General features: G+C 72.6%; 17 protein-coding genes. 3 read left to right on the forward strand and 14 right to left on the reverse strand.

All coding sequences use genetic code 11. From position 1 onward, the window contains the following. Window positions 1-74: 74 nt before the first annotated feature. The 8 genes from OHA68_RS44895 to OHA68_RS44930 are packed head-to-tail and all read right to left on the reverse strand — an operon-like array spanning window position 75 to window position 8081. A complete protein-coding gene (locus tag OHA68_RS44895; protein WP_189144730.1) occupies window positions 75-944 on the reverse strand; it encodes an alpha/beta fold hydrolase in 870 nt (289 codons plus the stop codon). Next, a complete protein-coding gene (locus OHA68_RS44900) occupies window positions 941-2179 on the reverse strand; it encodes an FAD-dependent oxidoreductase (protein ID WP_327109634.1) in 1239 nt (412 codons plus the stop codon). The genes OHA68_RS44895 and OHA68_RS44900 overlap by 4 nt, the downstream gene beginning before the upstream one ends. A gap of 5 nt (window positions 2180-2184) precedes the next feature. After that, window positions 2185-2916 carry a nitroreductase family protein gene (locus OHA68_RS44905; RefSeq protein ID WP_327105694.1) on the reverse strand — a complete coding sequence of 244 codons (732 nt, stop codon included), beginning with the start codon at window positions 2914-2916 and terminating at the stop codon, window positions 2185-2187. After that, a complete protein-coding gene (locus tag OHA68_RS44910; protein WP_327105695.1) occupies window positions 2913-5393 on the reverse strand; it encodes a beta-ketoacyl-[acyl-carrier-protein] synthase family protein in 2481 nt (826 codons plus the stop codon). Before OHA68_RS44910 ends, OHA68_RS44905 begins: the two co-directional genes overlap by 4 nt. A gap of 35 nt (window positions 5394-5428) precedes the next feature. Beyond that, window positions 5429-6505: an aminomethyltransferase family protein gene (locus tag OHA68_RS44915; RefSeq protein ID WP_327105696.1), complete on the reverse strand. Its 1077-nt coding sequence runs from the start codon at window positions 6503-6505 to the stop codon at window positions 5429-5431. Between the two features lie 3 nt (window positions 6506-6508). Then, window positions 6509-6997: a 3-hydroxyacyl-ACP dehydratase FabZ gene (gene fabZ / locus OHA68_RS44920; protein WP_189144726.1), complete on the reverse strand. Its 489-nt coding sequence runs from the start codon at window positions 6995-6997 to the stop codon at window positions 6509-6511. Continuing rightward, window positions 6994-7284, reverse strand: a complete 291-nt coding sequence (locus OHA68_RS44925) for an acyl carrier protein (protein WP_189144725.1) — start codon at window positions 7282-7284, stop codon at window positions 6994-6996. The genes fabZ and OHA68_RS44925 overlap by 4 nt, the downstream gene beginning before the upstream one ends. A gap of 47 nt (window positions 7285-7331) precedes the next feature. Next, a complete protein-coding gene (locus OHA68_RS44930; RefSeq protein ID WP_189144724.1) occupies window positions 7332-8081 on the reverse strand; it encodes a 3-oxoacyl-ACP reductase family protein in 750 nt (249 codons plus the stop codon). A gap of 141 nt (window positions 8082-8222) precedes the next feature. Between OHA68_RS44930 and OHA68_RS44935 the strand changes: the two genes are divergently transcribed. After that, on the forward strand, window positions 8223-9908 hold the full coding sequence (locus tag OHA68_RS44935) for an FAD-dependent oxidoreductase (protein ID WP_327105697.1): 1686 nt from the start codon (window positions 8223-8225) through the stop codon (window positions 9906-9908). A gap of 98 nt (window positions 9909-10006) precedes the next feature. Here the strand turns inward: OHA68_RS44935 and OHA68_RS44940 are convergent, their stop codons facing one another. Both OHA68_RS44940 and OHA68_RS44945 read right to left on the reverse strand, forming a co-directional pair. Next, window positions 10007-11455, reverse strand: coding sequence for an AfsR/SARP family transcriptional regulator (locus OHA68_RS44940; RefSeq protein WP_327105698.1), 1449 nt, complete (start codon window positions 11453-11455; stop codon window positions 10007-10009). Continuing rightward, window positions 11455-12642, reverse strand: a complete 1188-nt coding sequence (locus OHA68_RS44945) for a macrolide family glycosyltransferase (protein ID WP_327105699.1) — start codon at window positions 12640-12642, stop codon at window positions 11455-11457. Before OHA68_RS44945 ends, OHA68_RS44940 begins: the two co-directional genes overlap by 1 nt. A gap of 163 nt (window positions 12643-12805) precedes the next feature. Between OHA68_RS44945 and OHA68_RS44950 the strand changes: the two genes are divergently transcribed. Further along, window positions 12806-13906: a DegT/DnrJ/EryC1/StrS family aminotransferase gene (locus OHA68_RS44950; RefSeq protein ID WP_327105700.1), complete on the forward strand. Its 1101-nt coding sequence runs from the start codon at window positions 12806-12808 to the stop codon at window positions 13904-13906. Window positions 13907-13985: 79 nt separating this feature from the next. Here OHA68_RS44950 and OHA68_RS44955 read toward each other — a convergent pair whose 3' ends face one another. From OHA68_RS44955 to OHA68_RS44965, 3 genes are read right to left on the reverse strand one after another with little or no spacing between them, the layout of a single operon-like run. After that, complete coding sequence (locus OHA68_RS44955) at window positions 13986-14558, reverse strand: dTDP-4-dehydrorhamnose 3,5-epimerase family protein (RefSeq protein ID WP_327105701.1); 573 nt, start codon at window positions 14556-14558, stop codon at window positions 13986-13988. Window positions 14559-14580: 22 nt separating this feature from the next. Next, window positions 14581-15804, reverse strand: coding sequence for a class I SAM-dependent methyltransferase (locus tag OHA68_RS44960; protein WP_327105702.1), 1224 nt, complete (start codon window positions 15802-15804; stop codon window positions 14581-14583). Window positions 15805-15833: 29 nt separating this feature from the next. Continuing rightward, window positions 15834-16424, reverse strand: coding sequence for a DUF1707 SHOCT-like domain-containing protein (locus OHA68_RS44965; RefSeq protein WP_327105703.1), 591 nt, complete (start codon window positions 16422-16424; stop codon window positions 15834-15836). Between the two features lie 156 nt (window positions 16425-16580). Between OHA68_RS44965 and OHA68_RS44970 the strand changes: the two genes are divergently transcribed. After that, entirely contained in the window at window positions 16581-17933 is a 1353-nt protein-coding gene (locus OHA68_RS44970; RefSeq protein ID WP_327105704.1) for an NDP-hexose 2,3-dehydratase family protein, read from the forward strand. Here OHA68_RS44970 and OHA68_RS44975 read toward each other — a convergent pair. Beyond that, on the reverse strand, window positions 17914-18699 hold the full coding sequence (locus OHA68_RS44975) for a TIGR03621 family F420-dependent LLM class oxidoreductase (RefSeq protein ID WP_327105705.1): 786 nt from the start codon (window positions 18697-18699) through the stop codon (window positions 17914-17916). The genes OHA68_RS44970 and OHA68_RS44975 overlap by 20 nt on opposite strands. Window positions 18700-18871 lie beyond the last annotated feature (172 nt).

An 18871-nucleotide genomic window follows, 5' to 3' on the forward strand; every position in this document is an offset into this window, starting at 1 on the left:
CCGGCGTCGCGACCGGCCCTCCTCGTGCGCCTCGTTACAGCCGACGTCGCGGCCGGCGCTCCTCGTGCGCCTCGCTACAGCCGACGTCGCGGCCGGCGCTCCTCGTGCGCCGGACGCTCGGTGCCGAGGAAGCCGAGCAGCAGCTTGTTGACCTCGTCGGGGGCGTCGAGGGGCAGCCAGTGACCGGCGTCCTCGATCCGCTCGTAGCGCCAAGGCCCCTTGACGAACTTGCCGGACCCGGCCATGCCCTCCTCCAGCAGGGCCTTGTCGCCCGCGCCCCAGATGCCCAGCGCCGGCGCCAGGACCGGCGGGAAGGGGCGGGAGATGCGCAGCTCGGCGGCGGGCGAGCGGTTGGCGCGATACCAGTTGAGGCCGGCGGTCAGGGCGCCCGGCCTGGCCAGGTCGCGCACGTAACGGTCGTGGTCGCCGTCGCGCCCCATGATCTCCTTGAACAGCCGCCAGCCGTTGCGGCGCAGCAGCTCCTCGCTCACCCCGGGGAACTGGTAGAAGAGCATGTACCACGAGGCGGCCCGCTGCTCGATCGACGGCGTGGCGAAGACGCCGGGATGCCCGACCGACAGCGTCACCAGGTGATCGAGCCTGCGCGGCATGAGGAAGGCGTACATCCAGGCGATGGCCGCGCCCCAGTCGTGGCCGACGAGGTGCGGCCGCTTGACGCCGAGCTCGATGGTGAGCGCCACGATGTCGTTGACGATCGTCTGCATGCCGTACGCCTCGACCTCCTGCGGCTTGCCGGAGTCGCCGAAGCCGCGCAGGTCGGGCGCGATGACCCGGAAGCCGCCCTCGACCAGCGCGGGGATCTGGTTCCGCCACAGGTAGGAGGAGTCGGGGAAGCCGTGCAGCAGCACGACCGGGTCGCCTTCCCCCTCGTCGACGTAGGCGAGGTCGACGCCGTTGACGTGGACCGTCTTCTTCTCGATCATGCCGTCTCCCTGAACAACCGCTCAGCGAAGAACTCGCTGAAGCCGAACTCGGGTACCTCTTCGGGGGCGACCATGTTGAGCAGCCCGGTCACCTGCGCGGCGAAGTTCTTGGCCATCAGCTTGCGGACCCGGCGTCTGCGCTCGACGGCCGCGGGGCCGAACTCGACGTGCAGCCTGCTGATGATGGAGGCGCCGAAGTCGAGCCGCTCGATGCGGAAGGCCCGCTCCTCGGCGTACGGCGCGAACGCCGGAGGCGACCAGTCGGCGGAGCCGAGCAGGATGTCGCAGACGGTCCTGGAGTCGCGCAGCGCGCACGACAGGCCGGTGCCGAGCACGGTGTCGGCGTTGCCGGCCTCGTCGCCGATCAGCACCACGCCCTCGGTCATCGGCGGCCCCTCGGGGACGCTGGACACCGACGGCCACACCGACAGCGGCCCGGCCGGGATCGCCTCGGTCACCGCCTTGCCCCGGTCGGGCAGGCACTCCAGCTCGAAGGCGGCCAGGAACCGCGCCACCCCGCCGGGACCCCGGTAGCGGTGCTTGTTCACGGTGGGGAAGTTGAGATAGAGGCGGGCCCGGCCGTAGCCCTGCGGGAAGACCATGAACATGCGGTCGCCCTCGGTGCCCATGGCCTGCACGTCGGGCGGCCAGGCGTCCATGCCCTCGACCATCATGCCGCCGCCCCAGTGGTGCATGGAGTTGCGCATCGTGATGCCGGCCTGGCGGCCCACCGTGCAGCCCCTGCCGGTCGCGCCGAGCACGATCCGCGGGCGCAGCTCGCGCGGCCCGTCCGGGGTGCGGTAGGAGACGACCGGGCGCGGGCCCGGCGTCACGTCGATCTTCGAGGCCGCCATCTCCAGCCGGGCGCCACTCTGTACGGCCTGCTCCGACATCAGCTCGCACACCGCGTGGTGCGGGAAGGACATCGGACCGCCGATGCCGGGGATGAACCCGGTCATGTCCACGGCCTCGACCTCGTCCTCGGTGACGGCCTCGTCCCAGGTCATCCACTCGCGGATCTCCCAGCCGCCGCCGGCCCAGAAGCACTCGTCCACGCCCAGGCGGCGGGCTTCCCTGATGCCCCAGGGCGCCAGCCACTCACCGCGTACCAGATCCTTGTAGGCGTCCTGCTTCTCCAGCAGGACCACGGACAGCCCGCCGGCGGCCAGCTTGCAGGCCGCCGAGGCGCCCGCGATGCCGCCGCCGATGATGACGACGTCGGGCTGCTCGACCATGTGCGTCAACTCCCCCACCTCTCCCAGTAGGTGCGCTCCGCCGCGCGGTGGCGGTCGGCCGGGCGAAAGTCGGTCCCCAGCGTGTAGGCGACCGGGATCATGCACACCTGCGTGACCCCGGTAGGGATGCTGAGCAGCTGCCCGACCTGCCGTTCGTGGGGGACGTGCAGGCAGGTGATGGTGCTGCCGAGGCCCCGGCTGCGCAGTGCGAGCTGGAAGGACCAGATGGCGGGGAAGATCGAGCCGTAGAAGATGCTGGCCCTGGTCTCGCCGTGGCGCACCAGGTGGCCGGGGTCTTCGTCGGCCTTGTCCGCCATCCGGGCCCGCCACGCCTCGTTGATGGCCGTGACGTCCGGCGGGCGGCCCAGCACGCACGGGATGACCAGGGCCGGCACCGCCTCCAGCGTCTCGGTGAGCGCGTGCGCCGAGGCGTAGTTGCGCTTGGCCTGCGCGTCGTTGCGGCGGCGGCCGGCGTTGGTCCAGATGTCGTTGCGGTGGAACGTCCAGGAGGAGCGGATCATCTCGGCCAGCTTCAGCTTGACGGCCGGGTCGGTGATCACCAGCCAGCGCCAGTTCTGGTGGTTGTTGGCCGTCGGCGCCTGGACGGCGACGTCCAGCGCTTCCAGGATGACCTCGCGCGGCACCGGCCGGTCCAGGTCGAGCCGGCGGCGCACGGATCGCGTGGTCGTCAGCAGCCGGTCGGTCTCGGCGACGTCGAAGGGCGGGGTGCCGCTCATGCCGCCCCCAGCAGTACGGCGCCGTACACCGAGCCGGGCGCGGCGGTCAGCGCGAGCGCCTGCGCCACCGGCTCGGGCAGCGCGGGGTCGGTCAGATAGCGGCCGGGCTCGCCGGCGACCGGCCGGGTGAGCCCGTCGAGCGCGGGCGCGATCCCGTCGCGGACGGCCAGCGCGCCCAGGGCGATGTTCATCGCCCCGCTGGCCGCCTGGCAGTCGCCGATCAACGCGGCGGACGAGGTGAGCACCCCACCCGCCCCCATCGCCAGCACAGCCGCCGCTTCCCTTTCATCCTGCGCCGCCCCGACCACCACCCCGGGAGCCGCCCCCGCGAACGCCGCGATCCCCCGCCCCACCGCACCGCCCGCGTCCGCCGCACTCGCCGCGTCCGCCGCGTCCGATTGCGTGTGCGGCCGCGCGTCCGGCGGAGTGCTTAAGGGCGTGTCCGCCGCCATCTGCGCCTCCGCGCTCGGCGGGGTGTCCGTTGGGTGGTGGGGGGCGTGGGAGGTGCCGAGCACTTGTGCGTACGGCCGGCCGCCGCGCTCGGCGCAGTGCTCGGCCGACTCGACCACGAAGGCCACCGCGGCCGACCCCGGCACCGGCTCGGCCGCGCCCGCCTCGTACGGGGTCGGCACGACGCCGTCCTGGTCGGCGTACCCGGTAGGGCCGCCGGCCCGCTCGTCGGCCGCGACCACCAGGACCACCTCGGCCTTGCCCGCCCTGATCAACTCCAGGGCGCAGTCGAGCGCGATCGAGGCCGACGCGCCGCCGTTGCAGATGGTGGTGGTCGGCCCGCGCAGGCCCAGCGTCTGGCAGACGGCCCCGCCGGTGGCGTTCAGCACGACGTTGGAGAAGCTGAGCACGGCCGGCTTGTTCGGGTTGAGCGCGATGCTCTGGTCGAAGCCGCCGGTGCTCTCGCTCGACCCGGCGCCGGTGGCGAAGATGAGCCCGACGTCGTCCAGCGCCTTCCTGGGCAGCTTCAGCCCGGCGTCCTCCCAGGCCAGCCGGGACGCGGCGATCGCCATGCGGGACAGGTGGTTCATGTGCCGCCACAGCGAGCGCGGCGCGTAGGTCCGGCCGTCCAGCGACGGCGCCCGCCCGGCGGCCCGCCGTCCGGCGGAGATGGCCGCGCTCACCTCGGCGATGCCGGTGCCCGCGCCGGTGACCGGCCCGAGCCCGGTGATCACCGCCTCGCGGCGCGGCAGTTCCTCGTACGGGCGTGGCTCCCGGGGCCGGGTCAGCACGAGGGAGACGTTGTTGCCGCCGAACGCGTAGTTGTTCGACACGACCGTCTCGATGGTCATCGGGCGGGCCACGTTCGGCACGAAGTCCAGGTCGGTGGCGGGCGCGTCGCCCGGCTCGGTGTCGAAGCCGATCGTGGGCGGGGCGACGCCGTGGCGCAGCGCCAGCACCCCGGCCACCGCCTCGACCGCGCCCGCCGCCCCCAGCGTATGGCCGAGGAAGGACTTGATGCTGCTGGTGGGCACCTGCCCGGCCCGCTCGCCGAAGGCCAGGCGCATCACCTTGGCCTCCATGGCGTCGTTGGCCGGGGTGCCGGTGCCGTGGCCACTGACGTAGTGCACGTCCTGCGGTGACAGGCCCGCGGCGGCGAGCGCGCGGCGCACAGCCGCGGCCCCTCCCCTGCCGGTCGGGTCGGGCGCGGTCGCGTGGTACGCGTCGGCCGACAGGCCGTAGCCCGCGACCTCGGCCAGTGGGACGGCGCCCCGGGCCAGGGCCAGGTCCAGCGGTTCGAGGAGCAGGAAGGCGGCCCCTTCGCCCAGGTTGAGTCCGTCGGAGCGGCTGTAGGGACGGCACGGTCCGGTGCTGAGCGCCTGCAGTCCGGCGAAGCCCGCGTAGGTGCCGAACAGCAGCGGGTCCACGCCGCCGGCCAGGACGGCGTCCGCCTCGCCGGTCAGGATCTTGTCCATGGCGAGGCCGACCGCGTTGCCGCCGGCCGCGCACGCGGTCGAGACCAGGATGCGGGGTCCGCGCAGTTCCAGCCGCTCGGCCAGCACGTCGCCGGTGCGGTGCATGGGCTGGTAGCGACCCGCGACGTCCGGAGTCGCCTGGCACTTCCCCAGAATGACCCCGAACCGCCCCGGCTCAGCGATCACCGACCCCACTCGGCCGCCCGCCCGCGCGCTCTCCTGGCCGCCCGCCTGGGTGCCCGCTTGCACGCCAGCGCGGACGCCCGCCGAGGTGCCTGCCTGGCCGGCTGCTTGGGTGAGGGCCTGGCGGGCGGCGACGAGTGCCAGCTTGGCGGTGCGGTCGAGGCCGGCGTCGGCGGCGGGGAGCTGGGAGGTGATCCACTCCTCGGGCACCTGGCCGGCGTGCCTGGCCTCGAACACCGCGTACGCCTCGTCCAGCACGGGGGTGAGACCCCCCTGGCCGGTGGTGAGCCGCCGCCAGAATTCCGCGGGGTCGCGGCCGGCCGCGCAGATGATGCCCAGGCCGGTGACGACGACGGGCCGCAGCGCCATGCTTGTCTCCTTCTCGCGAGAAGCGGGCAGCCCGATCAGATGATCGGGATGCTCCAGCTCTTGGGCACGATGTAGGGGCTGGTCAGCGTGGTCACCCCGACGCCGCCGGCGGACAGTCGCAGCCCGGCGGCGGCCAGGTCGCGGTCCACGCGGGCCAGGCCGAGCGTGGTGCCGAGGCCGACGCTGTGCACGGCGTGCACGACCTCGCCGATGACCTGGTCGCCGACCATGACCCGGGTGCCGGCCGCAGGCACGCCGTCGGCGCAGGTGAAGCCGATGGTGCGGCGGCCGGTCCCCGACTCGAACGCGGCCAGCACGGCCTCGCGCCCCACGAACGCCTCCTTGGTGACGTCGACCAGCCAGTTGGCGCCGATCTCGATCACCGTGGCGCCCGGGGTGGCCTCGTGGCGCGGCATCGGCTGGCGGACCTCCAGCATCGCCAGCTCCAGGGCCTCCTGACCGGCCGGCCGGGCGTGCTCCAGCGACAGCGACCACAGCCCGGCGGCCGCCTCCCGGGGGACGATCATCTGGTAGCCGTACTCGCCGGTGAAGCCCGTCCTGGCGAAGACGATGTCCACGTCGTCCCAGGTGGTCTCCACCACCGACTCGAACGGCAGCGAGGCCAGCTCGCCGTCGATCAGCCGGCCGACCACCCCCCAGGCGTACGGACCCTCCAGGCCGACGAGCACCAGCTCCGGGGAGCGGTCGGCGATCTCGATGCCGTCGTCGGCCTGCGCCCGCAGGTGCTCCAGCAGCCGCGTCCCCGCGCCGCACGAGCTCGCCAGGAGGATGCCGTCCTCCCGGCCGAAGGCGAGCACCTGGTCCACGACCTGCCCGGCGTCGTCCAGGACGAGGCTCATCATGCAGCGGTCGGAGGTGAGGTACTCCACGTCGCGGGCCAGCACCCGCTGCGCGTACTCCACCGCGCCGGGGCCGGTGATCTCGATGAGCCGGTGCCCGCTGAGATCGAGGACGGCGGCGCGCTCCCTGAGTGCCGCGTACTCCTGCGACAGCGCGTCGGGCGCGGCCGAGAAACGCAGCGGCACGGTCACGTCGCCGACCTCGCCGTAGACGGTTCCCTCAGGATGGGTGGCCGCGAGGACGTTGACCATGGTTCACACCTTTCGCACAGAACGTTGACCGGCCGGATCGGCGATCGTGAGGATTCCTTCGGCGGCCACCTGACCGGCCACCCGGGCCGACACGCGGAACTCCGCGAATCCGCCGCCGCCTCCGGCGCGCTCGGCCGTGAGGGTGAGCTGGTCACCGGGGACGACCGGGCGCCGGAAGCGCATCGACTTGATGCCCGCCAGGTAGCTGATCTCGCTGGCCCCGGCCAGGGCGAAGACCACGCCGGCGAGCTGGGCCAGCGCCTCGGTGATCACGACGCCGGGCAGCACCGCCTCGTTCGGGAAGTGGCCCTGGAACCACAGCTCGGTGCCCGCGACGTTCTTGGTGGCGGTGCCCTTCACGCCGGGTTCCACCTTGCCGACCCGGTCCAGCAGCAGCATCGGCCAGCGGTGCGGCAGCACTGCGCGCACCTGGTCGTGGGTCAGCCCGGAGACCACGGGCAGGGCGGCGGGCTGCGCCTGGGTGAGCGTCATCCCTGGGCCCGCAGGGCGGGGTTGACCTCGTCCGCGAGCCGCGACACCGAGCCGAAGACGGCCATCTCGCTGTCGTACAGCGCGACCCCGAACTCCGCCTCGATGGCGACGTAGAGCTCCAGCACGTCGAGGCTGTCCAGCTCCAGGCCGCGGCCGAACAGCGGCTGGTCGTCGGTGATCCAGTCCGGCTCGATCTCCAGGTCGAGCCGCGAGACGATCATCTTCTTGATCTGGCTGCAGGTCTGCTGCCGCTCGGCGGCCTTGGCGCGCAGCTCGTCGATGGTCATGATTCCTCCTGGTGCCTCGGGGCTTGCGTGAGGGAGAGGTGGGTGGTTCACCCGAGGCCGCCGCCGTGGGCGACCACCACCGAGCCGGACATGTACGACGCCTTGTCGGAGGCCAGAAAGGTGACGATCGAGGCGATCTCCTCGGGACGTCCCATCCGGCCGAGGCGGATGCGCGACTCGTACTGCTTCCTGATGTCGGCGGGGACCCGGCGGGTCATGTCGGTGGCGACGAACCCGGGCGCGACCACGTTGGCCCGCACCCCGTGCGGGGCCGCCTCGTTGGACAGCGCGTGCGTGAAGGCGATGATCGCGCCCTTGGACGCCACGTAGTTGGTCTGGCCGGGGAAGCCGCCGTCCAGTCCGCTGGAGGAGGACAGGGTCACGATGGAACCGCTGCGCTGGTGCTGCATCAGCTTCAGCGCCTCCCGGCAGGCGAGGAAGGTGCCGACCAGGTTGGTGTCCACCGGGGCGCGGAACTGCTCCAGGCTCATGGCGATGAGATAGCGGTCCTGGGTGATGCCGGCGCTGGTCACCAGCACGTCGAGGTGGCCGTGCTCGGCCCGGATGTCGCGGAACACGCGGCGTACGGACTCCTCGTCGGTGACGTCCGCCCGCACGCTCGACGCGCTGCCGCCCTCCTCCTCGATCCGGGCGACGACCTCCTTGGCGTCCTGCTCCGATCTGGCGTAGTTGACGATGACGTGGGCGCCCTCCCTGGCCAGGTCGAGTGCGACGGCCCGGCCGATCCCGCGCGACCCGCCGGTGACCAGGGCCACGGAGCCTTGGGTGAACAGCATCAGCGTCTCCAGGAATTCGGCAAGCGCAGAATGACTTATCTGGATCTTCCCTAGATAAGTTACTAAGTGGGGATATCACGCCTGTATCATGCGGATATCCTCGTATTGACTGAGGTAATCGGCATATTCGATGCTGATGCCATGGATCAGCATGAGGTGGACGTATTGGTGGTCGGGGGCGGGCCCGTCGGACTGTCCACCGCCGTCGAACTCTCCCGCCACGGAATATCCACCCTGCTGGTCGAAAAGCATGCGGGTACGGCGATTTTCCCCAAGGCCCGGCTCATCACCACCCGGACCATGGAGATTTTCCGGTCCTGGGGAATTCAGGACGAGGTGGAGAGCGCCGGAATGCCGCGCGAGGAGTTCCTGGCGGTGGGCGTCGGGAGCTGCCTGACGGCGGACGACTTCGTCCGGTCGGCGGCGGCGCTGCAGCGCGACGCCCCGCACAGCCCCACCTACACCTTCCTCTGCTCGCAGGACCTGCTGGAGGTCATCCTGCGCCGGCGCGCCGAGAAGGGACCGGCGGCGGACGTCCGGTTCGGGGCCGCCATGACCTCCATGCGCGAGGTCGCGGGCGGGGTGGAGGCCGTGGTGTCCGCCGAGGGGCGGGAGATCCTGGTCCGCTGCCGCTATCTGGTGGCCGCCGACGGCAGCCGCAGCGGCGTGCGCGACCGGCTCGGCATCAAGGCCGAAGGGCCGCCGGTGCTCGGCCACATGATCAGCATCATGTTCGAGGCCGACCTGGGTTTCCTGCCGCCCGAGCGGCGGGCCGCGCTGTCCTTCCTGCGCGATCCGCCGTGCGCGGTGGAAGCGGTCGATCACGGGCGCCGGTGGATGGTGCAGACCGGGTACGAGCCCGAGGAGGGCGGCAGTCCCGCCGACTTCACCGAGGAGGCGTGCCTGGCCGCCGTGCGCGCCGCCGTCGGGGTGCCGGACCTGCCGGTCGAGATCCTCGGCGTGCTGCCCTGGCTGCAGCAGGCCAAGGTCGCCGACGGCTTCCAGTCCGGCCGGGTCTTTCTGGCCGGGGATGCCGCGCACGTGGCCACCCCGCAGGGCGGTTTCGGCATGAACTGTGGCATTCAGGACGCCCACAACCTCGCCTGGAAGCTGGCCGCCGTCCTGCATGGCGCGGCCGGGCCGGCGCTGCTGGACACCTACACCGCCGAGCGCCGGCCGATCGCCGCCCGGACCGTGGACGAGAGCCTGACCAACGCGCTGATCACCTTCCAGATGATGGAGGGGCGGCTGTCCATGCGCGAGGCCGTCGACCAGCAGGCGGGCCGGCGCAGCTGCGAAGGGCTGGTGCTCGGCTTCGGGTACGACTCCGCCGCGGTGATCCCGGACGGCACCCCGGCCCCCGCCCCCGGCGACCCCTACCGCGTCTACGTCCCGTCCGCCCGCCCCGGCCACCGCGCCCCGCACGTGTGGCTGACGGGCCCGGACGGTCCCGTGTCCACCCTGGACCTGCTCGGCCCCTGCTTCACCCTGCTGACCGCGAACCCCTCCTGGTCAAGCGCCGCCCATGCCACGACCCGCCGTACCGGCTGCGCCCTGACACCGATCGAGATCCTCCCCGACGGCGGCGCGCCCGCCGCCACGAGCCGGGCCACCCAGGAGGACGGCGCGCATGCCGCCACGAGCCGGGCCACGGAGTACGGCGGCCCGTACGCCTCCGCGACCTGGGCCACGGAGTACGGCGCCGGCGCGGCGGGCGCGGTCCTGGTGCGCCCGGACGGCCACGTCGCCTGGCGGACGGCGACCGCCTCCGACGACCCCGAGCGCACCCTCACCACGGCCCTGACCACCATCCTCGCCAAGCCCTGACCCACCACTCTCCGAGGTGGGGGACTCCGCCGACCCGGCGGGTGCGGAGCCCGGCCTGACCCCGGAAGCGAGAGGGCGGCAGGATCAGCCCTGGGAGGTCAGGCGTGGGCGACGCGGGAGCGCAGGCGGGCGGCGCCGAGGCGGAGGGAGAGCGGGTTGCCGCAGGAGGTCGCCACGAGGTCGGTCACCGCCTGCGGCCCGAGGGCGGTGCCCGCCGCGCCCACGAGCATGTCGGCCAGCTCGCGTGCCGCGTCCTCCTCCAGCGGCGCGAGGAACACCCGGTGCGCACCCTGCCTGGCGACCAGCTCGTCCAGAGGCGCGGCGCTGATCACCACGACCCGGCAGCCCGCCCCGCCCGGCAGCAGGGACGCCACCTCGTCACCGGCGTTGTCCAGCACCACGAGCAGCCTGCGGCGGGCGGTCCTGCTGCGGTACAGGGCCAGCTTTTCGGCGTGGTCGGCGGGGATGTCCTGCTCGCCGAGCGCCCGCAGGAAGCGGTCCAGTACGACGTGCGGCTCGATGCCGTCCAGGTCGGCGAAGAGCTGGCCGTCGGGGAACCAGTCGATCCGGGCGTGCGCCCACCGCAGCGCCAGCGTGGTCTTGCCGACGCCCGGCGCGCCGCTGAGCACCATGGTGCCGGGCATCGCGGGCTCCGGATCGGGGCGCAGCGCGGCGTCGAGCCCGGCCAGTTCCGCCGCGCGGCCCACGAACGGCAGGACCTGCGGCGGCAGCTGGCACGGCACGACCGGGGCGGGCGGCGCGGGCGCGGGAACCGGCGCGCGCATCAGCACGGACTCGTCGCGCAGGATCTGCTCGTGCAGCCGGCGCAGCGCGGGTCCGGGCTCCAGGCCGATCTGCTCCAGCAGGAAGCGCCGCGTCTCCTGGTAGGTGCGCAGCGCCTCGGCCCGCCGGCCCGCACGGTACTGCGCCAGCATGAGCTGGGCGCGCACCCGCTCACGGAACGGCGACTCGGCGACCAGCGCCAGCAACTCGGGGATCACCTGGTGGTGCCTGCCCAGCCCGATCTCCAGCTCCAGGCAGGTCTCCAGCGCCTCCAGCCGGCATTCGGCCATCCGCGCCACGTCGTACCGCAGGCCCCTGAGGTCCTCGAACGGGGTGCCGCGCCACAGCGCGAGCGCCTCCCGCAGCAGCGCGACGGCCCCTTCCTGGTCGCGGGCGGCCTGCTCGCGCGCCTGCGTCACCATGGCGGTGAACCTGAGCCAGTCGATGCCGTCGGCGGGCACGCGCAGCAGGTAACCGGGGCTGGAGGTCTCGATCACGCCCGCGCCGAGCCTGCGGCGCAGCCGTGACACGCAGATGGCGATCTGCCGCCAGGCGCTGCTCGGGGCCGAGCCGGCCCACACCGCCTCGACGAGCCGCTCCACGCTCATCACCCGGTTGGCGTTCAGCAGCAGGCAGGCCAGGATGGCCAGCTCCCTGTTGGCGCTCATCGGCAGCTCGATGCCGTCCTTGAGCACTTTGAGCGGCCCCAGCACGTGGAACTCGAAGGCGGGTCCCGGCGCCTGCCCCATCATCGGCGCGCCCATCAGACCGCCCGTGCCAGGTGGCGTTCGAGCTCGTCGGCGGCTCGCGGGGTGCCGCCGGCGGCCCGGATGTCGCCGCGCATCGCCTCGGCGTTGCGCCGCACCCGAGGGTCGGCGGCCACCGCCAGGACCGCGTCGACCAGGCGCGCCGGGGTCAGCTCGGCCGGCTCGACGACCTGGCCCAGGCCCAGCTCGGCGACCCGGCGGGCGGGCGGCCGGTCGATGGCCGTAGCGGGCACCACGACCATGGGGCAGCCCCGGTACAGGGTCTCCATGGCGGTGCCCATGCCCCCGTGGGTGACCGCCACCGAGGCGTGCGCCAGCACCGCCAGGTGCGACACCCACCGGTGGACCTCGATCGTCGGCGGCAGCGGGCCGAGCTCGGCCGGGTCCATGCCGTCGCCCAGGGTGACCACGCCGTGCCAGGGCAGCTCCGCGAAGGCGCGCACGCAGGTGCGCACCAGGTCGGGCCGCCCGCTGGCCACGGTGCCGAAGGACAGCAGCGCGACCGGCAGCCCGTCGCCCGGCGGCTCCCATCCCGACAGGAACGCACGCTCGCCCAGGCACGGGCCGACGAACGCGAAGCGCTCGTCGAAGGTCTCGCCGGCGAACTGGAACGAGCGCGGCAGGTTGACCAGGTTGGCGTCCTGGACCTCCCACCACAGCTCGGCCGGGTCGGCCCGCACCCCGTGCGCGAGAGCCAGCTCGCGGGTCCTGGCGAGCATCCCGTCCACCCATCCGGGCAGCTCGCGCACCGCCTCCTGCCCGCCGTAGATGGCGGAAAGGTACGAGAAATGCTCGTTGGAGGCGAACACCGGGATGAGCTGCGTGGCCGGCAGCCCCCACTTCCTGGCCAGGATGCGCCCGGCGTGCAGGATCGAGATGTCGTAGACGATCAGGTCGGGCCGGTCGCGCAGCCCGTCGGCCGCCCGCAGCATCGCCGCGCTCTCGTCCAGGAACAGGGAGAGCAGCCCCAGCGGATCGTCCTCCAGCTTGCGCAAATCCACGGACCGGTAGGCCGAGTCATAGGCGAGCACGGTCGCGCCCGCCCCTTCGGCGTGCCGTGCCATCGCGGGCGCGGTGAGATAAGTGACTCGATTTCCCCGGCGAACCAATTCCGCGACCACGGCGAGATGCGGAATGACATGGCCGTGATCGGGCTGACACATAAAAAGATAGTGTCGCTTCATGTGAGATCTTTCGCTGGATCCACGTATAGATAGCCATCTCAAGCTATTAACGGCGGCCGCAATACAGCACCCCTAATCTCCCCCTGATGCCGGGCCCGTTCTAGGGGTTCCGCGCGCCGACCGGCCATGCCTACCCTGACGGCACATCATGAGGAGGACGACGATGCCCACGCGGGTCTGGGACTATCTGCCGGAATACGAATCCGAGCGCCAGGACATCCTCGACGCGGTCGAGACGGTGTTCCGTTCCGGGCAGCTCGTCCTGGGCGCGAGCGTGCGCTCCTTCGAGGCGGAGTTCGCCGCCTACCACGGGGTGCGGCACTGCGCAGGCGTGGACAACGGCACCAACGCCATCAAGCTGGCCCTGCAGGCGCTCGGCGTCGGCAAGGGCGACGAGGTCGTCACCGTCTCCAACACCGCTGCGCCCACCGTGGTGGCCATCGACGCCGTGGGGGCGACGCCGGTCTTCACCGATGTGGACCCGCGCACGTACCTGATGGACGTGACCCAGGTGGAGGCCGCCATCACGCCGCGGACCCGGTGCCTGCTGCCCGTCCACCTGTACGGCCAGTGCGTGGACATGGCTCCGCTGGAGCGGCTGGCGGCCCGGCACGACCTGGTGATCCTGGAGGACTGCGCACAGGCGCACGGCGCCCGCCACCATGGCCGGCGGGCCGGGTCGATGGGGCACGCGGCGGCGTTCTCGTTCTATCCGACCAAGGTGCTCGGCGCGTACGGCGACGGCGGTGCCACGATCACCTCCGACGACGAGGTGGACCGCGCGCTGCGGCGGCTGCGCTACTACGGCATGGAGCAGACCTACTACGTCGTGGAGACGCCCGGCCACAACGCCCGGCTGGACGAGGTGCAGGCGGAGATCCTGCGCCGCAAGCTGACCCGGCTCGACGACTACGTCGCGGGGCGGCGGGCGGTGGCGGCCCGCTACGCCGACGGCCTGGCCGGCACCGGCCTGGTGCTGCCCGAGACCGCCGCGGGCAACGAGCACGCCTATTACCTGTACGTGGTCCGCCACCCGCGGCGCGACGAGATCATCGAGGCGCTGCGCGGGCACGACATCCACCTCAACATCAGCTATCCGTGGCCGGTGCACACCATGTCGGGCTTCGCGCACCTGGGCTACGCGCCGGGCCGCCTGCCGGTCACCGAGGCGCTGGCCGGGGAGATCTTCTCCCTGCCGATGTACCCGTCGCTGCCGCTCGGCGTCCAGGAAAAGGTCATCGCCGCTCTCCACGCCGTCTTGTGACACGACCAGCCTGTAACGCGGCCCGCCGTGACATGACCCGCCGTCACGGGACCCGCCGTCACGGGACCGGCGGTTCGGCTCAGCGGATGTATTCGGGCAGGAGGCCGCACGCGGCGGCCTCGCCCAGCGTGCGCGCGGTCCGGTCGCGCTCCGACAGGATCGGCGGCGGCCCGTCGGGCAACCGCACCCCGATCTCCTCGTCGAACACCGACAGGGTCAGCTCGTTCTCGGCCCGGTACTCCGCCGACAGCAGGTAACACACCACGCTGTCGTCCTCGAGCGCGACGAAGGCGTGGCCGACCCCCGGCGGGAAGTAGACGGCCCGGCCGGTGTCGGCGGCCAGCTCCACCGCGTCCCACCGGGCGAACGTCGGCGACCCCACCCGCAGGTCCACCACCAGGTCCAGCACCCGCCCGCCCGCGCAGTAGACGTACTTCGCGGTGCCGGGCGGCGTGAGCGTGTAGTGGATGCCGCGCACCACGCCACGCCGGGAGACGTTCCGGCTGACCTGCGCGACGGGGAACAGCGGCCGCCCGACCGCCGCCACGAACGCCTTCGCCTGGTACGGCGAGGCGAAGGTGCCGCGCTCGTCGCCGAAGACGACCGGTTCGAAGGCGTACGCGCCGGCCACGGCCAGCTCGCGGTGCCTCACGGCCGCGCCTCGCCGGGACCGGTCATGAGGCGCCCACGGTGTGCACCGTGGGGACGTACAGGATCCACCGGCCACCCGCCTCGCGGAACGCCGTCTCCTTGGCCATGATCTCCTCGGCGTGGTTCCAGGCGAGCAGCAGCGCGTAGTCGGGATAGGGGTCGGCGAATGCCTCGGGCCCGCGTACCGGCAGGTGCGAGCCGGGCGTGAGCCTGCCCTGCTTGGCGGGGGTCGTGTCGCAGACGAAGGAGACCAGGTCCGGCCCGATGCCGCAGTAGTTCAGCACGGTGGCGCTCTTGGCGGTGGCCCCGTAGCCGTACACCCGGGCGCCCTGCTCGCGCAGCCGCCGCAGCAGCGCCACGAGGTCGTCGCGGTTGGCGGCGACCCGCGCCGCGAAGGCGCGCAGCGTCGCCGGCTCGGTCAGCCGCGCGGCCCGCTCGGCCGCCAGCAGGCCGGCCACGGCCGCGCTCGGCGTGCGCGCGCCGCGCCTGGCCAGCGTGTAGCGGACCTCGCCGCCGTGCACCGGCAGCCGCTCCACGTCCACCAGTTCGAACCCGTGACGGTCGGCCATGGCGCGGACGGAGGTGGCGCAGAAGAAGTAGAAGTGCTCGTCGTAGATCTGGTCGAAGGAGGCCCGCTCCACGATGTCGCCGAGGTAGGGGTCCTCGAAGACGAACACGCCGCCGGGACTCAGCAGCGCGTCCACCCCGCTCAGGATGGAGTCCATGTAGGGGATGTGGCACAGCGTGTTGGCCGCGTAGACGACGTCGGCGGGCCCGTCGGCGGCGCGGATCTCGGCGGCGACGCCGGCCTCGAAGAAGTCCTTGCGCACCCGTACGCCCCGGGCCGCCGCCAGGTCGGCCACGCCTCCGGAGGGCTCGACGCCGAGGTGCCGGACGCCCTCGTCGGCGATGGTCGCGAGCATGGTGCCGTCGTTGCAGCCCAGCTCGACCACGAACGGGTCCGGACCGGTCAGCTCGGTGGCGAGCAGCCGCTTGGCCAGCGCGTCGAAGTGCGCGCGCATCACCGCCGACCCCGAGGAGAGGTACGGGTAGTCGTCGTGGAACATCCGCTCCCGGTCCACCTCGTGCAGGAGCTGCGCCATCGAGCAGTCCTCGCAGACTCCCACGGCCAGGTGGAAGAAGAACTCCGATGCCGTGCCGCCGGGGGTGACGAAGGCGTCGGAGACGGGTTGCCGCCCGAAGTCGGCGAACTGGTGCAGCCTTCCGGAGCAGATCCGGCACTCCATGCGATCCTCCTTGAGCGTGCGGGCCCGCGTCAGGGGTGGCGGTACCTCACCCATACGTCGCCGGTCTTCACGAATCCGGTGAGCCGGATGACCACGCCGTCGTGGGCCAGCGCCACGGGCGGGCGGTTGAAGACGGCGCCCATCCAGCGCCGCACGACCTCGTCGTCGCGGACGATCCAGCCGGGCGGGACGATGAGGATGACGTCACCGAACCAGGAGGTGATCCCCAGGTCGATCACGACCTCCTGATGCGGGCAGTCCGCCCGGGTGAAGTCGATCTTCACCGTGCCGAACCGGCCCGCCCTGGCGCTGAGGTACGGCGGCACCGTCCAGCGCCCGTCCTGCACGACCTTGCCGCTGCGGGTGTGCAGCTCCAGCGCGCCGGTGGCGCTGGGGACGGCCATGGCGGCCGTGGGGACGGCCGGGGCCACGGCCCTCGTCTGCCACAGGTCCGCGACCAGCACGTCCAGCTGCCCTCGGGTCCGGGCGGTGAAGGTGCGGTCGACCCGCTCGTTGAACTCGTCGAGGGTGATCCGCCCGTCGCTGACCGCGACACGGAGCATCTCGGCCACCCTCTCGCGGTCCTGGTCACTTGCTCGCATGTCCGGCTGCTCGGTCATGGCGTCCACCCTAGAAGCCTATGAAGGGTCGTACCGGCGCAGAACCCCTATTCCATCGGGCTCGCAGGACAGGGGACGGGTGCGGGCGGGCAGGGGTTGAGCGGGGTGGCGGCCGCGTGGCAGGTTCGGCCATGACGGACCCGCGAGCGCTGAGGAGTGGCCATCATCGACGTGCGCGACTGGCTGGAGGAGGTCGCCGGCCACACCTTCATGGAGGTGACGCGGGTGCCTCTGGAGGAGCTGGCCGGATGGCGTGCCGACCCGGTGACGGGCGACCTCCGGCACCGCAGCGGGCGCTTCTTCACCGTCGAGGGCCTGGACGTCCGGCATCCGGCGGGGCCGGTGACCGCCTGGACGCAGCCCATCATCAACCAGCCCGAGGCGGGCATCCTCGGCATCCTGCTCAAGCGGGTGGACGGCGTGCCGTACCTGCTGATGCAGGCCAAGAACGAGCCGGGCAATCCCGACGGGCCGCAGCTCTCGCCCACCGTGCAGGCCACCAGGAGCAACTACACGCGGGTGCACGAGGGGCGGCCGGTGCCGTACCTGGACTTCTTCCGGGAGGCGCGCGGCCGGGTGCTCGCCGACGTGCGCCAGTCCGAGCAGGGCGCGTGGTTCTACCGCAAGCGCAACCGCAACATGGTGGTGGAGGTCGCCGCGCACGTCGAGGCGGCCGAGGGGTTCCGCTGGCTGCCGCTGCACCGGGTGCACGAGCTGCTGTCCGTGCCGGAGCTGGTGAACATGGACGCCCGTACGGTGCTGGCCTGCCTGCCGCCCCAGCCCGGCCCGGCGGCCGAGGGCTTCGGCGCGCTCGTGGCCCGCTCCCGCCTGCCGGGCCGCCCCGCCGTGCACACCACGGGCGAAATCCTGAGCTGGCTGAGCGGCCTGCGCTCCACGGTCGACATCCAGGCCCGGCCGCTCGCGCTCGGGCGGCTGCGCGCGTGGCGGCGGGCCGAGGGCCGCATCACGCACGACACCGGCAGGTTCTTCGAGGTCATCGGGGTACGGGTGCGCGCGTGCGGGCGCGAGGTCGGCGGCTGGGACCAGCCGATGATCGCGCCCGTGGGCACCGGCGTCGCCGCGTTCCTGGTCAGGCGGATCGGCGGGGTGCTGCACGCCCTGGCGCACGCGCGGGTCGATCCCGGCTACACCGACGTGGTGGAGCTGGCCCCCACCGTGCAGTGCACCCCCGGCAACTACGATCATCTGCCGCCCCGGGCCCGGCCGCCACTGCTGGCGGAGGTGCTCGCCGCCGAGCCCGGCAGCGTGCGTTTCGACACGGTGCTGGCGGAGGAGGGCGGGCGCTTCTACCACGCGCGCAACCGCTACCTCGTGGTGGAGACCGCCGAGGACCCGCTGCCCGGCCACCCGGACTTCCGCTGGGTGGCCCTGCACCAGCTCGACGAGTTGCTGCGGCACAGCTACTACCTGAACGTCGAGGCCCGCACCCTGGTCAGCTGCCTGCACGGCCTGGCGCACGCCGACCGGCTCACCGCAGCAGCTCGATGACCTTGCCGAAGTCCGCCATGGCCGGCTCCATCACGGTGAAGTAGGACAGGCCGAACCGCTCACGGTGCCCGCGCACCTGCTCCGCGATCTGCGCCGGCGTCCCCACGAACAGCGTCGGCAGCTCCAGCAGCCGCTCCGGCGGCAGATCCGGGGCGTACCGGCGGACGGTCTCGGCGCCGGCCCGCCGGTCACCGGTCAGCACCGTGGCCTTGGTCAGCACGTTCAGCTCGATCCGCGCGGCGCGCGGCCCGGCCGCGGCCCGGACGAACTCCACCCGCCGAAGCAGCTCCGCCGCGTCGACCAGGGCGGTCCTGCCGTACTCCGCCCGGTAGGGGGCGCCGGTGAAGCTGACGATCTCGGCCCGCCGCGCGGCCAGCCGGAGCACGCGGTCGCCGTGGCCGCCGATCATGAGCGGTGGCCCCTTGCCCGCCAGCAGCGGGTCCAGCGCGCCGACCAGCTCCTCCAGCCGGCGCGTACGCGATGCCGGGTCGTCGGGCAGGCCCAGGGCGGCGAACTCGGACCTGACGTAGCCCGTGCCGAGTCCCAGCTCCAGCCGCCCGCCGATGAGCCGGTCGGTGGTGGTGACGTCCCTGGCCAGCAGGACGGGGTGGTGGAACGCGGCGTTGAGCACGTACGTGCCGATGGCCGGGCGCTCGGTGGCCTCGGCGGCCAGCATCGCCGACGGGAAGGGCGAGAGCAGGTTCAGGTGGTCGGGCACGGCGATCACGTCGTAACCCAGCGCCTCCGCCCGGCGGCATTTGGTCATCCACTCGGCTCGGGAACAGTCCTCTGTGATGAGAACCACACCGAACCTGAGGGGGCCGGTCACACGTACCTCCACAGGGGCCTGTAACAGCAGGGATTCCCCCCAAACAGTAACTAATTTCCACAATTCCCTGTAGCCCTGAAAGAATTTCCGCTCCCACTCGTACGGGAAA

Source organism: Nonomuraea glycinis, assembly GCF_035920485.1.
Lineage (GTDB): Bacteria > Actinomycetota > Actinomycetes > Streptosporangiales > Streptosporangiaceae > Nonomuraea > Nonomuraea glycinis.